The organism is Ensifer sp. GW821-FHT05G01 (genome assembly GCF_059419585.1).
In genome coordinates this window covers 336587-351312 of the sequence record NZ_JBWKSC010000003.1, presented here as the reverse complement: position 1 = coordinate 351312, position 14726 = coordinate 336587, and the positions used below count along the sequence as shown (strand labels likewise).

At 63.3% G+C, this 14726-nt stretch carries 15 protein-coding genes; 13 read left to right on the top strand and 2 right to left on the bottom strand.

Going from position 1 to position 14726, the window contains the following annotated elements; translation table 11 throughout:
• Positions 1 to 5: 5 nt before the first annotated feature.
• A complete protein-coding gene (locus AC07UR_RS10435; RefSeq protein ID WP_209791377.1) occupies positions 6 to 791 on the bottom strand; it encodes a TSUP family transporter in 786 nt (261 codons plus the stop codon).
• 455 nt (positions 792 to 1246) lie between these two features.
• Between AC07UR_RS10435 and AC07UR_RS10430 the strand changes: the two genes are divergently transcribed.
• The 6 genes from AC07UR_RS10430 (at position 1247) to AC07UR_RS10405 (ending at position 6673) form a co-directional block, all read left to right on the top strand.
• Positions 1247 to 1699, top strand: a complete 453-nt coding sequence (locus AC07UR_RS10430) for a cobalamin biosynthesis protein (protein ID WP_209791376.1) — start codon at positions 1247 to 1249, stop codon at positions 1697 to 1699.
• Positions 1700 to 1835: 136 nt separating this feature from the next.
• The gene (cobA, locus tag AC07UR_RS10425; protein ID WP_209791375.1) at positions 1836 to 2678 is read left to right on the top strand and encodes a uroporphyrinogen-III C-methyltransferase; all 843 of its coding nucleotides are present in this window, start codon (positions 1836 to 1838) and stop codon (positions 2676 to 2678) included.
• Positions 2675 to 3979 (top strand): cobyrinic acid a,c-diamide synthase CobB, encoded by a 1305-nt coding sequence (locus AC07UR_RS10420; RefSeq protein ID WP_209791374.1) that lies wholly within the window; start codon positions 2675 to 2677, stop codon positions 3977 to 3979. The genes cobA and AC07UR_RS10420 overlap by 4 nt, the downstream gene beginning before the upstream one ends.
• On the top strand, positions 3976 to 5031 hold the full coding sequence (cobD, locus tag AC07UR_RS10415; protein ID WP_209791373.1) for a threonine-phosphate decarboxylase CobD: 1056 nt from the start codon (positions 3976 to 3978) through the stop codon (positions 5029 to 5031). Before AC07UR_RS10420 ends, cobD begins: the two co-directional genes overlap by 4 nt.
• Positions 5032 to 6006, top strand: coding sequence for an adenosylcobinamide-phosphate synthase CbiB (gene cbiB, locus AC07UR_RS10410; RefSeq protein WP_209791372.1), 975 nt, complete (start codon positions 5032 to 5034; stop codon positions 6004 to 6006).
• Between the two features lie 277 nt (positions 6007 to 6283).
• A complete protein-coding gene (locus AC07UR_RS10405) occupies positions 6284 to 6673 on the top strand; it encodes a L,D-transpeptidase (RefSeq protein WP_234902894.1) in 390 nt (129 codons plus the stop codon).
• Positions 6674 to 6691: 18 nt separating this feature from the next.
• Here the strand turns inward: AC07UR_RS10405 and AC07UR_RS10400 are convergent, their stop codons facing one another.
• Positions 6692 to 7429 (bottom strand): Crp/Fnr family transcriptional regulator, encoded by a 738-nt coding sequence (locus AC07UR_RS10400; protein WP_173420262.1) that lies wholly within the window; start codon positions 7427 to 7429, stop codon positions 6692 to 6694.
• A gap of 215 nt (positions 7430 to 7644) precedes the next feature.
• Here AC07UR_RS10400 and hemN point away from each other — a divergent pair, with 215 nt between their 5' ends.
• From hemN to AC07UR_RS10365, 7 genes are all read left to right on the top strand, one after another.
• Positions 7645 to 8994, top strand: coding sequence for an oxygen-independent coproporphyrinogen III oxidase (hemN, locus tag AC07UR_RS10395; RefSeq protein ID WP_209791371.1), 1350 nt, complete (start codon positions 7645 to 7647; stop codon positions 8992 to 8994).
• Between the two features lie 104 nt (positions 8995 to 9098).
• Positions 9099 to 9383, top strand: coding sequence for an acyl carrier protein (locus AC07UR_RS10390; protein ID WP_115420040.1), 285 nt, complete (start codon positions 9099 to 9101; stop codon positions 9381 to 9383).
• Positions 9384 to 9499: 116 nt separating this feature from the next.
• Entirely contained in the window at positions 9500 to 9985 is a 486-nt protein-coding gene (locus AC07UR_RS10385) for a 3-hydroxyacyl-ACP dehydratase FabZ family protein (protein ID WP_173420260.1), read from the top strand.
• A gap of 2 nt (positions 9986 to 9987) precedes the next feature.
• Positions 9988 to 11190, top strand: a complete 1203-nt coding sequence (locus AC07UR_RS10380) for a beta-ketoacyl-ACP synthase (protein ID WP_209791370.1) — start codon at positions 9988 to 9990, stop codon at positions 11188 to 11190.
• 12 nt (positions 11191 to 11202) lie between these two features.
• Entirely contained in the window at positions 11203 to 12486 is a 1284-nt protein-coding gene (locus AC07UR_RS10375) for a beta-ketoacyl-ACP synthase (RefSeq protein WP_173420258.1), read from the top strand.
• A 158-nt stretch (positions 12487 to 12644) separates the two neighbouring features.
• Positions 12645 to 13673, top strand: coding sequence for a zinc-binding dehydrogenase (locus AC07UR_RS10370; RefSeq protein WP_173420257.1), 1029 nt, complete (start codon positions 12645 to 12647; stop codon positions 13671 to 13673).
• Positions 13674 to 13684: 11 nt separating this feature from the next.
• The gene (locus tag AC07UR_RS10365) at positions 13685 to 14614 is read left to right on the top strand and encodes a lipid A biosynthesis lauroyl acyltransferase (protein ID WP_173421031.1); all 930 of its coding nucleotides are present in this window, start codon (positions 13685 to 13687) and stop codon (positions 14612 to 14614) included.
• Positions 14615 to 14726 lie beyond the last annotated feature (112 nt).

Sequence of the window (14726 nt, the reverse complement as noted above, 5' to 3'; positions counted from 1 at the left end):
CCGGCTCAGAGCCCCAGCCAGAGCCGCAGCGGATGCGTCGGGTCGGCGAGCAGCCGGATCGCAAGTGCGATCGACACCACGACGAGCAGCGGCTTGATGATCTTGGCGCCCTTGGCCATCGCATAGCGCGAGCCGACCTGGGCGCCCAGGAACTGGCCGACGCCCATCATCAGGCCGACTTTCCACAGAATGGCGCCGAAGAACAGGAAGACACCGAAGGCGCCGACGTTGGAGCCGAAGTTCAGGAACTTCGTATGGGCCGTCGCCTTGAGCACGCCGAAGCCGGCAAGCGTGACGAAGCCGAGCATGAAGAACGAACCGGTGCCGGGGCCGAAAACTCCGTCGTAGAAGCCGATCAGCGGCACCAGCGTCAGCGTGAAGAGGAAGGGCGTGATGCGCCGGTGCTGATCGACATCGCCCATGTTCGGCTTGAGGCCGAAATAGAGGGCGATGGCAATCAGCAGGAAGGGCAGGATCGCCTTCAGAACGTCGCCGGGAACGATGGTCGCGAGCAGCGCGCCCAAAACCGAGCCCAACAGCGACATCAGCGCCATCGGCAATTGCTCTCTCAGGTTCACGTGGCCCTTGCGCGCATAGGAAAGCGTTGCCGAGCCGGAGCCGAAAAGTCCCTGCAGCTTGTTGGTGCCCAGCGTCTGGAGCGGCGGGATACCGGCAATCAGCATGGCGGGAATGGTGATCATGCCGCCACCGCCGGCGATCGAATCGATAAAGCCGGCAACGAAGGCGGCAACGAAAAGGAACACGAGCAGGTGGAAAGCGAGATCTTGCACGGGAGGGACTCTGGGGAGGGAGGAGTATGCTGGCTTTTCTCGCCTTGTGTCAGAGGCCGCGGCGAAATGCAAAGCCTTCTGTCATGGCGCATCTTTTGTGCCGGCCCAGACAGGTGGATTATCACATAAAAGCAGTGTCTTATTCTGGTATTCTGCGTGCCTTTGTGGGCTTCTGCCGTCTCCGGTCGATTGCCGGTTCTGGCGCTTTGCGCTCGCCGCAAGTGGGTTGCAGGTTTCCCCAAACGCGACATGGCGATGGCGCAATCCGGTTTGACCCGTGCGATTGCCTCCGGTAAAAATGAGGGATGTGCGACGGCGTCCGCTTCAGGCGGACTGAAAGAGCGTCCGGTGCGGCCGACCCAGGCAGGGGGCTTGAACCGGTGCTGTCCAGACCGACCCGGACTTGAGCCGGGCGGCGCTTCGTGTGGATTGCCGCGAGGGGGCCGAGGTCGAGCATGATATCATCCAGCACAGCGCCGCCACCGCCAGGACCACTCGTGCTTGGGCTTGGCTGCGAGCGCGGCACGCCGGCAGATGAGGTGATTGCCCTTGCCGAAAAGGCGTTGGCGAAGGTGGGTGCCGCGAAAGCCGATATCGGCTTCGTCGCCTCGCTCGACGTGAGGCGCGGTGAGCCCGCAATTCATGCTGCCGCAGAACACTTTGCCGTAGAGGCGCGGTTCTTCGATGCGGCGACGCTGGAGGCCGAGGCGCCCCGGCTGCAGAACCCCTCGGCAATCGTCTTTGCCCACACCGGTTGCCACGGCGTTGCCGAAGGCGCGGCACTCGTCGGCGCGGGGCCGAAAAGTGTGCTGCTCGTTGGCAAACTCACCGCATCGCATGCGACGGCTGCAATCGCCGGACCTGTCGAGCGCCTGCCGGTGAGTGCGACGACAACGGTGGCGCCATGAGCTGTCTTCCTGGGTATGCCTTGCATGAAATGTACGAACGATTTCAAAATGCTATGCGGATTTCTTGCCGGTCTGAATCTGCTTCTTGCCAAGGCAAGTCAACGGCAGCGTACAAGCGAATGGCAGGAGTAGCGGCATGAGCGATACGATCTTTTCCGGCCTGCCTGAGCTTGAGGCCGGTAGTGTCTGGCTCGTCGGTGCCGGTCCCGGCGACCCCGGCCTTTTGACGCTTCATGCCGCCAATGCGCTGCGGCAAGCCGATGTCATCGTGCACGATGCGCTGGTCAACGAGGATTGCCTGAAGCTCGCCCGGCCGGGCGCCGTACTCGAATTTGCCGGCAAGCGCGGCGGCAAGCCGTCGCCGAAGCAGCGCGATATCTCGTTGCGGCTTGTCGAGCTGGCGCGCGCGGGCCAGCGCGTGCTGCGGCTGAAGGGCGGCGATCCCTTCGTCTTCGGGCGAGGTGGCGAGGAGGCCCTTACGCTTGTTGAAAACCGCATTCCGTTCCGCATCGTGCCGGGCATTACCGCGGGGATCGGCGGGCTTGCCTATGCCGGCATTCCCGTCACGCACCGCGAGGTCAACCACGCTGTCACCTTCCTCACCGGTCACGATTCTTCCGGCCTGGTGCCGGACAGGATCAACTGGCAGGGCATCGCCTCGGGCTCGCCCGTGATCGTCATGTATATGGCGATGAAGCATATCGGCACGATTGCCGCCAATCTCATTGCCGGCGGACGTTTGCCGGACGAGCCGGTCGCCTTCGTCTGCAACGCGGCCACACTGCAACAGACGGTGCTTGAAACGACGCTGGCGCGCGCCGAGGCCGATGTCACCGCTTCCGGTCTGCAGCCGCCGGCAATTGTTGTCGTCGGCGAGGTCGTGCGCCTCAGGGCATCGCTAGATTGGATCGGCGCACTTGGCGGGCGACAGCTTGTTGCCGACCCCTTCGCAAGCCGCGAGCTCAGGGATCCCGCATGAGCGGATTGCTGATCGCCGCACCCTGTTCGGGCTCCGGCAAGACCACGGTGACACTCGGCCTGATGCGCGCCATGCGGCGGCGGGGCATGGTGATCGCGCCCGGCAAGGCGGGCCCCGACTATATCGATCCCGCGTTCCACACCTTCGCCAGCGGCGAGCCGTGCCTCAACTACGACCCGTGGGCCATGCGCCCCGACCTTCTGGCAGCAAACGCTGCGCACGCCGCAAGCGACGGGCGCACGCTGGTTGTCGAGGCGATGATGGGCCTGCATGACGGCGCGGCTGACGGCAGCGGCACGCCGGCAGATCTTGCATCAGCGCTCGATCTTGCTGTCATCCTGGTGGTCGATTGTGCCCGCATGTCGCATTCGGTCGCGGCACTCGTGCGCGGTTATGCCGATTACCGCGGAGATATCCGGGTTGCCGGCGTCATCCTCAACAAGGTCGGAAGCGACCGGCATGAAATGATGCTGCGCGATGCGCTGACGCGCGTCGGCATGCCTGTCTTCGGCGTGCTCAGGCAGGATGGCGCCCTGAAGCTGCCCGAGCGGCATCTTGGCCTGGTGCAAGCGGGCGAACATGGCGCGCTCGAGACATTTATCGACTATGCGGCGGATCGGATCGAGGCAACCTGCGATCTCGATGCGATCCGTGCGGCCTCCGCCCTCTCGCCCTCCGAACGGGCGCAGACCGAAGTCGTCAGGTTCAAGCCGTTCGGGCAGCATATCGCGGTGGCGCGGGATGTGGCGTTTGCCTTTAGTTACGAGCACCTCCTGTTCGGCTGGCGCAGCGCCGGGGCGGACATCTCCTTCTTCTCGCCGCTTGCCGACGAGAGCCCCGACGCGGCGGCGGACGCAGTCTATCTGCCGGGTGGTTATCCGGAGCTTCATGCGGGCCGGCTGCAGGCGGCGACAGCGTTCCGATCCGGCATGGCTGCGGCTGCCAGGCGGGGCGCGCGGATCTTCGGCGAGTGCGGCGGCTACATGGTGCTGGGCGAGGGGCTTGTCGCCGCCGATGGCGCGCGCTACCAGATGCTCGGCCTGCTGCCGCTCGTCACCAGTTTTGCCGAGCGCAGGCGGCACCTCGGCTACCGCCGTGTCGTGCCTCTCGACACCACGTTCTTCGATGGACCCATGACGGCGCACGAATTCCACTACGCGACCATCGTCTCTGAAGGTGACGCCGACCGGTTGTTTTCCGTCAGCGATGCCGCCAGCGTCGATCTCGGGCAGGCAGGCCTGAAGCGCGACAACGTCGCCGGTTCCTTCATGCACCTCATCGACATCGCGGATCGGCCATGAGCGCGCCGATCGTGCATGGCGGCGGCATCACGGAAGCCGCCGCCCGCTTCGGTGGTCGCTTCGAGGATTGGCTCGACCTGTCGACCGGCATCAATCCGCGGCCGGTGGCGCTGCCGTCGGTGCCGCAGCAGGCCTGGCACAGGCTGCCTGACAAGCTGACGATCGACAGCGCCCGCGCGGCTGCCGCCAGCTATTACAGCACCAACGGCGTCCAGCCCTTGCCGGTGCCCGGCACCCAGGCGGTGATCCAGCTGTTGCCGCGCCTCGTTCCGGCGGGCCGCCGGGTTGCCGTTTTCGGCCCCACCTATGGCGAATATACGCGTGTGCTCATGGCAGCCGGTTTTGCGGTCGATCGGGTTGAGCGTGCCGAGGAACTGGGACCCGACCACGGGCTTGCGGTGGTGGTCAACCCCAACAACCCGACCGGACGCACCTTTCAGCCGGAAGACATCCTGGCAATGGCGGCGGTGATGAAGGCGAACGGCGGCGTGCTGGTCGTTGACGAGGCTTTTGGCGATCTTCAGCCAGATTTGAGCGTCGCCGGCCATGTGGGCGCCAACGACAACCTCGTCGTCTTCCGCTCCTTCGGGAAATTCTTCGGTCTCGCCGGTCTGCGCCTCGGCTTCGTCGTGGCAAACGATGCCGTGCTCGACGCCTTTCGCGAGTGGCTCGGCCCCTGGGCGGTGTCCGGACCGGCGCTGGTCATCTCGAGGGCACTGATGTCCGGTGAAACGGAAACGATCGCCGCGGGTATTCTCGAGCGTCGCGCCGGCCTCGATGCGGTGCTTGATGGCGCCGGGCTCAAATGCATCGGTGGCACCGGCCTGTTCGTTCTGGTGGAGCATGCTGATGCCGGTGCCTTGCACCGGCATCTCTGCGAGGCACAGATCCTGACACGCAAATTCGACTACGATGCCCGCTGGCTCAGGATCGGGCTTGCGCCGGACGCAGAAAGTGATCAGCGGCTGGCGGACGTTTTGGGCCGCTGGAACGCCCTGCGTGAAGGGGACGTAGCACGCCCCGGGGACGTAGCACGCCCAGGGGAGTGCTGAGTGTCGAGCGAGATCCTTGTCATTCTGGTGGTCGCGCTGCTGCTCGATCGTGTCGTCGGCGATCCCGACTGGCTCTGGTCGCGTCTGCCGCATCCCGTCGTCTTCTTCGGCAAGGCGATTGCCGTCTTGGATGGTGCGCTGAACAGGCATGATGCGCTTGAACCCGCAGCCTTGAGGCTGCGTGGTGTCGTCGCAATCGGCCTGCTGCTGCTTGCAAGCGCAGTCGTCGGGGCGGTCCTGCACACATTGTTCGGCGCGATGGGACTGCTCGGTTTTCTGCTCGAAGCCGTCGTCGTTGCAGTCCTTCTCGCACAAAAGAGCCTTGGTGACCACGTCGGGCGCGTTGCCGAAGGCTTGCGGCACGGTGGCCTTGAAGGTGGGCGTGCCGCCGTTTCGATGATCGTCGGGCGCGATCCGAAGACGCTCGATGCGCCCGGCGTCTGCCGGGCCGCGATCGAAAGCCTTGCCGAGAATTTTTCCGACGGTGTCGTCGCTCCCGCCTTCTGGTATGCGGTTGCCGGCCTTCCCGGTCTGCTCGCCTACAAGATGCTGAACACGGCCGATTCGATGGTCGGCCACAAGTCGCCGAAGTATCTCCATTTCGGCTGGGCGTCCGCCCGGCTCGACGACGTCGCCAACCTGCCGGCCGCAAGGCTGTCCATCCTTTTGATTGCCGCTGGCGCCTTGTTGCGCCGTGGTCGCGTCGCCGCGGCCGATGCGATCGGCGTGGCGCTGCGTGACCACGGCCTGCACCGCTCTCCCAACTCCGGCTGGCCGGAGGCGGCGATGGCCGGCGCGCTGGACCTGCAGCTTGCCGGGCCGAGGATCTATGGTGGTGTCAGGGTCAGCGAGCCGATGATCAATGGTCCAGGCCGCGCGATTGCCGAAAGCGAAGATATCGACGCAGGCATTGCCGTATTCTACGGCGCCTGTTCGGTGATGACCTTGGCTGTTCTTCTGATCGCCATGATTTGATTGGTGATCGCCCTGTATTCACCCCAAGTCGATCTTGGAGTTAAGACTTTACTTTCCATATGTATTAAACTCGTATCATGACGAGCCAGTTATTCTCTGCGAACGTTTGGTTCCACCGATTGCAGCGCACACGCGCCCGGTGACGCGTGGGAGACGCTGCAGCGCCTGAGGCCTGCTGCATGATCTTGCCGATAGCTTGGGATCTTGCAGTTGAGGTTTCGCACGCGGAGAGCGAAGCATGCGACACACATTCCTGACTGTGCTGATTGCCGCCTTGATGCAGTTTCCCGCTCAGCCGCTGAGCGCTGCCAATCTCGTTGCCAAGATCAGTCTTTCCTCCCAGACGATGGTCGTGAAGCAGGACGGCGTCGTGATGTACCGCTGGAAAGTTTCCACGGCACGCAAAGGCTATGTCACCCCCAAGGGGAGCTGGAAGGCAAAGTGGCTCTCACGAAATCATAGGTCGCGGAAATATGACAATGCGCCAATGCCTTACGCGGTATTCTTCAACGGCGGCTATGCCGTGCACGCGACCTATGACCTGAAGCGGCTCGGCCGCCCCGCCTCACACGGTTGCGTGCGGCTGCACCCCGACAATGCGGCGGAATTCTTCGCGCTGGCGCGTGAACACGGGCTTGGCAACACGCGGATCGTCATCACCCGCTGACGTGCGGGATGGCGGGGTTCAGTCGATGCCGGCGACGTGCATCAGCCTGTCCATGCTGGGCACGGTGACGCGGCGGCTGTTTTCGATGCGAATGACATTGTCCTTGCGCAGCTTGGTGACTTGCCGGCTGACGGTCTCGATCGTCAGGCCGAGATAGTCGGCAATATCGGCGCGCGACAATGGCAGGTCGAACTCCGTTGCCGTGCCGTTTTCCGGATCGATGTGGGTGGCGATGATGTAGAGGAAGCTTGCCACCTTCTCCTGCGCAGTCTTGCGACCGAGCGTAAGCATCCAGTCGCGCGCCTCGTCCAACTCCTTCAGCGCTTGTTCGTGCAGGCGGTGTTCAAGCCCCGGCGCTTCGGAGACGAGCCGCTCGATGACATTGCGCGGGAAGGAACAGATGTCCGTGTCGATCGCCGCTTCTGCGGTCAACGCGCTTTCGCGCGTGAACGGGCGCCCCATGAAATCGGGTGCGAACTGCAGGCCGACGATCTGCTGGCGGCCATCGGACAGAACCTTGCTGAGCTTGACGACGCCGCTGATGATGTTGGCGTAGCTGTCGGTCATCTCGCCCTGGCCGACGACCTCGCGACCGGGCTCGACACGCCTGCGGGTCGAATGCCGGCTCAGGTCGAGAAGTTGGTCCGGGGTCAGCGTGCCGCAGACGCCGCCGTGGCGTGCCTCGCAGGCAGAGCAGACAGCTGGAATGTCCGAATTGTGGATATCCTTGCGGCGATGTTCGGTCACGGTCTGCAAATCTTTCTTCCCTGCATCGGGTTTGTTCTGGGGACCAAAGAGGATGCGGGCGGTTAAATCAAGAGTTGACAGGTGCTAATTCCGGAAGCGCGAAACAATGTCTCATGCGAAATTGCGAATTGTCAAATTTAACGTGTTAATTCGGCAACTTGATCAAAATCAAAGGCGTGCCTTCTCATCCGTCCTATGCCTTTGTCAACTTGACGGAGAGACCGATGGACGACGCTCTGATCCTGAAATATGCGAGCCCCGTGCCCCGCTATACCAGCTACCCCACCGCGCCACATTTTTCCGAAGCGGTCGGTCAGGCTGAGTACCAATCCTGGCTCGAGGCGATTGAACCGGGTGAGGCGCTGTCACTTTATGCCCATGTGCCCTATTGCGACCGGCTGTGCTGGTTCTGTGCCTGTCACACCAAGCAGACGCTGCGATACGACCCGGTGACGACCTATCTGAACGGTCTGCACCGTGAGATTGCGGCAATCGGCGGGCGGGTGAGTGGCCAAGCGAAGGTCACGGCACTGCATCTGGGCGGCGGATCGCCAACGTTGCTGCGGCCGGACGATCTGATCGCGCTCAAGCAGGCTTTCAGCCGTCACTTTCAGTTTTCCGGCGATTGCGAGATCAGCGTCGAGATGGACCCGAACGACCTCGACGAGGCGCGCCACGATGCGCTGGCGACAATCGGCATGACCAGGGCGAGCTTCGGCGTCCAGGACTTCGACCCCGTGGTGCAGAAGGCGATCAATCGCATCCAGACCTATGAGCAGACGCGCGACGCGATCGAGGCATCGCGGGCGCGGGGCGTGCGTTCGGTCAATTGCGATGTGCTCTACGGTTTGCCCTATCAGAGCCTGTCTTCGCTCGAAGCCACGATCGACGCCGTGCTGTCGCTGTCGCCCGACCGTGTCGCGCTCTTCGGCTATGCCCACGTGCCGTGGATGAAGAAGCACCAGTCGATGATCCCGGACGAAAGCCTGCCCGGTATCGTCGAGCGCTTTGCCCAGATGCGCCGGGCAGCCGAAATGCTTGTCGCCGCCGGATACGAGGCTGTTGGCATAGACCATTTCGCCAAGCCCGGTGACAGTCTGGCGGTCGCCAGCCGGGAAGGGCGTCTGCGCCGGAATTTCCAGGGCTACACCACCGACAGCGCCGAAACCCTGATCGGTCTCGGCGCCTCTTCGATCGGTCAATTCCGTCAAGGTTATGTCCAGAACATGCCGGCGACCGGCGAATATCTGCGCCAGGTGGAACAATCGGGTCTGGCGGCGGTGCGCGGCTACCTGCTGACATCGGATGACCGACTGCGAGCGCGGGTGATCGCCGCGATCATGTGCGACTTTTCCTTTTCCTTTGCACAGCTCAAAGCGGAGTTCCCCGGCCTTGCCGGTGTCGTCGTCGAAGAGGCGAAGCTGTTTCGCGCAAGGGATGTGGACGGGCTGACGGCGATCGAGGATGGCATCTTCCGACTGACCGAGCGCGGCCGGCCATTTGCCCGCTCAGTGGCGGCGGTTTTCGACGCTCATCTTCAGTCAGGGCGCGGGCGCCATTCGGTCGCCGTTTAGCAACACCGCATTTCAAATCGCAGTGCTTGTTATCAAGGCCATTGGCTTTTGCGGCGCATTTACCTATAGGATCGCCGAGACTCGGAATAAAATAATAAAGAGGTATGCGCGTGACTGCTACATTCGACAAGGTTGCCGACATCATCGCGGAAACGAGCGAGATCGATCGCGAGACGATCACGCCGGAAAGCCACACGATCGACGATCTGGGCATCGACAGCCTGGACTTCCTCGACATCGTCTTTGCGATCGACAAGGAATTCGGCATCAAGATTCCGCTGGAACAGTGGACGCAGGAAGTCAACGAAGGCAAGGTTTCGACCGAAGAATACTTCGTTCTCAAGAACCTCTGCTCCAAGATCGACGAGCTGCGGGCTGCCAAGGCCTGATTGGGCCAAGGTTCAAGCCTTTCCACTCGATTTCCAATGCCGCCGGTCGCGCCTCGCGCTTGACAGGCGGCATTGGCGTTTTTACTTGAGCCCGAAACCAAGCGGGGTGAGCCTCCATGCTCCTTGAATACTTCCAGATGATCGATCGTGTCGAAACGGTCGATCTTTCGGCTGGCCGGCTGACGGCGCGATCCGTCGTTCCCGAAAAGAGCCCGGTATTCGAAGGCCACTTCCCAGGCTATCCGCTGGTGCCGGGTGTGCTTCTGATCGAGACGATGGCGCAGGCTTCGGGATTTCTCGTTCTGGCCTCGACCAATTTCGCGGCAATGCCGTTTCTGATGTCGGTCGACGGCGCCAAGATGCGGACCTTCGTCGAGCCTTCGGCCGAACTCGATATCGAAGCCTTTCTCGAGCACGACGGCTCCGGCTTTGCCGTCACCAAGGCGAAGATCACGTCGGCGGGCAAGAAGGTCTGTGACGCACAGTTGAAACTCAGAACGATGCCGTTCGATCAGGTGCCGCTCGGCGATATCGTGCGCAAGCGCGCCGTCGAGGTGGGCCTGATGGCGGCGATTGCGGCAGACGCCGCTTCGGAGAAGTGAAGATGAGCAAATCCGCAAACGACGTGGTGATCACCGGTGTCGGTATCGTCACGAGCCTGGGTGTCGGCGTCGAGCCGCATATTGCGCTTTTGAGCGCAACCGAGACGCCGGCTGCACGCGTCGAGACGGAAAAGTTCAAGCCCTATCCGGTGCATCCGCTGCCGGAGATCGACTGGTCCCAGCAGATCGCCAAGCGCGGCGACCAGCGACAGATGGAAAACTGGCAGCGCCTCGGCGTCTTTGCCGCCGGTCTGGCGCTTGACGATGCCGGTCTCAAGGACAATCTCGACGCTTGCGGCAGCATGGACATGATCGTGGCTGCCGGTGGCGGCGAGCGCGACATCAACGTCGATTCGCTGATTGTCGACGAGGCGCTGAAGCGCAACGACCGCGAACAGCTCTTGAACGAGAAGCTGACGACCGAACTGCGCCCGACGCTGTTCCTGGCCCAACTTTCCAACCTTCTCGCCGGCAACATCTCCATCGTGCACAAGGTGACGGGATCGTCGCGCACCTTCATGGGCGAAGAGGCAGCCGGCATTTCGGCGATCGAGACGGCCTTCTTCCGCATCAAGGCGGGACAGTCGACACATACGCTGGTCGGCGGTGCGTTTTCGGCCGAGCGTCTCGACATCATGCTGATGATCGAAGCTATCCAGGGGCAGGCAACGGGCGACTGGCACCCGATCTGGTCACGCAGCCGTGAAAACGGCGGCGGCATGATCCCCGGATCGGTCGGCGCCTTCCTGGTGCTGGAATCCCGCGAATACGCCGAAGCGCGCGGCGCGCGCATCTATGCGACGATCGACGCGATCGGCAGCGACCGCGGCAGCCGCGTCGACGGCAAGCTGGAAGCGCGCCTTGCGGACCTTGCAAAGCCGGTCGAAAAGCTCGATCCGGCGCAGACGGTCGTCTTCTCCGGCACATCCGGTTTCCATGACCTCGTCGCCAGCGAAAAGGCGTTTCTGGAAGGCAAGTTCGCCGACGCGCCGGTGCGCGCCTATGGCGGTCTTGTCGGCCACAGCATCGAAGCACAGTTTCCGGCAGGCCTTGCGCTTGCGGCACTCACGCTCGGCCACGGCGCCAAGGTTCCGGCCTTCGACGCAAGCTTCGAAAAGCCGATGACGGCTGCCGCCCGGTCGGCGGTCGTGACCACCATCGGTCACTCCCGCGGCGAAGGCGTCGCGGTCCTTTCGGCCGAATAAGAGGAACGATTGATGAGCAATGCTTACAAGGATCATCTCGGTCGTCCGATCGTCGCCGTCACCGGCATGGGCGTCATCACCTCGCTCGGCCAGGGGCTCGAGGACAACTGGGCGGCGCTGACCGGCGGCGCCTCCGGCATCCGCAAGATCACCCGTTTCCCGACGGAGGGTCTCAACACCCGCATCTCCGGCATGGTCGACTTCATCGAGGTGCCGGTGGCCAATTCGGTCGAGCGCTCCTATGCCATGGCCCGCGAGACCACGCTCGAGGCGCTGGCGCAGGCCGGCCTGTCCGGCGATTTCAACGGCCCGCTGTTTCTCGCCGCTCCGCCAATCGAGCCGGAATGGAGCGCGCGTTTCGAACTCGCCGACCGTTCGCCGCCGTCGACCCAGCCGGGCGATGCCTATAACCGTTTCCTGACGGCGATGCGCGAAAAGGCCGATCCCGCGTTCCATGAAGCCGTGCTGTTCGGCGCGATTTCGGAGCGTCTTGCCGATCGGTTCGGCACCCGCGGCCTGCCGGTGACGCTGTCGACGGCCTGTGCTTCTGGTGCAACGGCGATCCAGCTCGGCGTCGAAGCCATTCGCCAGGGCCGCACCGATCGCGCGCTGACGGTCGCGACCGACGGATCCGTCAGCGCCGAGGCGCTCATCCGCTTTGCTCTTCTGTCGGCGCTGTCGACCCAGAACGACCCGCCGGAAAAGGCGTCCAAGCCCTTCACCAAGGATCGTGACGGCTTCGTCATTGCCGAGGGTGCTGCAACCCTGGTGCTGGAATCGCTGGAAGCGGCCGTCGCCCGCGGCGCCCGCGTTTACGGCATCCTGAAGGGCTGCGGCGAAAAGGCCGATCTCTTCCACCGCACGCGCTCCTCGCCCGATGGTGGCCCGGCGATCGCGACGATCCGCGCGGCTCTTGCCGACGCCGGCATCGACGAAGGCGGCATCGGCTACATCAACGCCCACGGCACCTCGACGCCGGAAAACGACAAGATGGAATATCTGTCGATGTCGGCCGTCTTCGGCGAACATCTGCCGTCGATCCCGGTCTCGTCGAACAAGTCGATGATCGGCCACACGCTGACGGCCGCAGGTGCTGTCGAGGCGGTGTTCTCGATCCAGACGATGCTGACCGGCACCTTGCCGCCGACGATCAACTACCAGAACCCCGACCCGGCCATCGTGCTCGACGTCGTGCCGAACGTGAAGCGCAGCCAGCAGGTTTCTGCCGTGCTGTCGAACTCGTTCGGCTTTGGCGGACAGAACGCCAGCCTTGTCATGACCGCCGAGCCGGCCTAAGCCGACGGCGACAGCGTTGCGTGCCGGGTATGGTGCGCAGCGGACGCTGTAATGCATTAGACCTGCTGCACGGTTTTCCCTTCAACCGGACCCGGTTTGAGGGAACAGGCAGCGGAACCTTCACGACGAAATGATGCCGCCAAGGCAGAGGAAAGATCATGCGCGCCCTGCAACTGCTCGATGACCGCAAGCTCGAAATCACCGACGTTCCCGAGCCGGAAGCGCCAGGCCCTGGCGAAGTCACGCTCCGGGTCAAGGCCGTTGCGCTCAACCACATCGACGTGTGGGGCTGGCGCGGCATGGCGTTTGCCAAGCGCAAGATGCCGCTCGTCATCGGCGCCGAGGCAGCCGGTGTCGTCGACGCCATCGGCCCGGGTGTTTCGAGCGTGCTTCCCGGCCAGCTGGTGTCAATCTATGGCGCGCGCACCTGCGGCCTCTGCCGCCCGTGCCGCGAAGGCCGCGACAACCTCTGCGAACATGTCGGCGGCGTGCACGGCTTCCACCTCGACGGCTTCGCGCAGGAGAAGATCAATCTTCCTGCCCGCCTGCTGGTGCCGGCACCTCCGGGTATCGACGCCGTTGCGGCAGCACTTGCACCGGTGACCTTCGGCACGGTCGAGCACATGTTGTTCGACAATGCCAAGCTTGAGCCGGGCGAAACCATTCTCGTCCATGCCGGTGGCTCCGGCATCGGCTCGGCGGCGATCCAGCTTGCCAAGAAGATCGGCTGCACCGTCATCACCACCGTCGGCTCCGACGACAAGATCGAGAAGGCCAAGGCGCTCGGCGCCGATCACGTCATCAACTACCGCACCGACCGCTTCGAAGGTGTGGTGCGCAAGCTCACCAAGAAGAAGGGCGTCGACGTCGTGTTCGAACACGTCGGCAAGGACACCTGGGCCGGCTCCATGCTCTGCATGAAGCGGGGAGGCCGCCTGGTCACCTGCGGCTCGACGTCCGGCGTGTCGACCGACATGAACCTGATGATGCTGTTCCAGCAGCAGTTGAAGCTGCTCGGCTCCTTCGGCTGCCGCATGGAAAACATGGCCAACGCCATGCAGAAGATGGCGCGTGGGCTGGTGCATCCGGTCATCGACACCGAGGTCGGCTTCGACGAGATCGACCGGGCTCTGGAGCGCATGGAATCGCGCCAGATCTTCGGCAAGATCATCCTGAAGATGGATTGATCCACGTGCGCATGCTGATCACACGGCTGGTTCTGGCGGCGGATCATTTCCGGCAGTGGCTGATTGCGCAATTCGTCTTTCTGCTTCTGACGATCCTGAAATTGTTTCCGGCCGACGGCGCGATCCGCTTCATGGATCGCGTCGCGCGCTTCATCGGCCCGAAGACCGGCCGGCACAAACTGACGCTGACCAATCTGCGCAACGCCTTTCCCGAAAAGAGCGAAGCCGAGATCGAAGCGATCGCCATGGAGAGCTGGGGCAATATGGGCCGCATGGCGGCCGAATATGTCTTCCTCGACCGGCTGTTCGATTTCGACCCCGAGGCGACCACGCCCGGCCGTGTCGAAGTGTCGGGCGTTCCGCTGTTCCTTGAACTGCGCGACAATCCACGCCCCTTTATCGTCTTTACCGCTCACAGCGGCAACTTCGAGATGCTGCCCGTCGCGGGCTCCGCCTTCGGGCTTGAAGTGACGGTTCTTTTCCGCCCGCCAAACAACCCTTACGTCGCCGAAAAGGTCTTCGAGTTCCGCAAGCAGCGCATGGGCAATCTCGTGCCGTCGCATGCGGGCTCATCCTTTGCGCTGGCGCGTCAGCTTGAGCGGGGCAACGGCGTCGGCGTGCTCGTCGACCAGAAGTTCCGCAAGGGCCTGAAGACCAAGTTCTTCGGGCAGGATGTGCAGACCAACCCGCTGCTGGCCAAGCTCGTGCGCCAGTTCAACTGCGAGGTCTATCCCGCCCGCTGCATCCGGCTGCCCGGCAACCGTTTCCGGCTGGAGCTGGAACCGGCGATCGACATCCCGCGCAAGGCCGATGGCGCCGTCGACGTCAACGCCACCGCGCAGGTGCTCAACGACAAGGTCGAGAGCTGGGTTCGGGAATATCCCGGCCAGTGGCTCTGGTACCACGATCGGTGGCACATCAAGCGCCATCTCAAGGACTGATTCTCCTTGAAGGCGAAGAAGTGTTGCGCTCGCGCGGTTGCAACGCTGGATTCCAAGTCGGCTTTTTACCTCTGACGCCGGAAAACGGCGCCTTTGCGGTTGTGAAAACGTT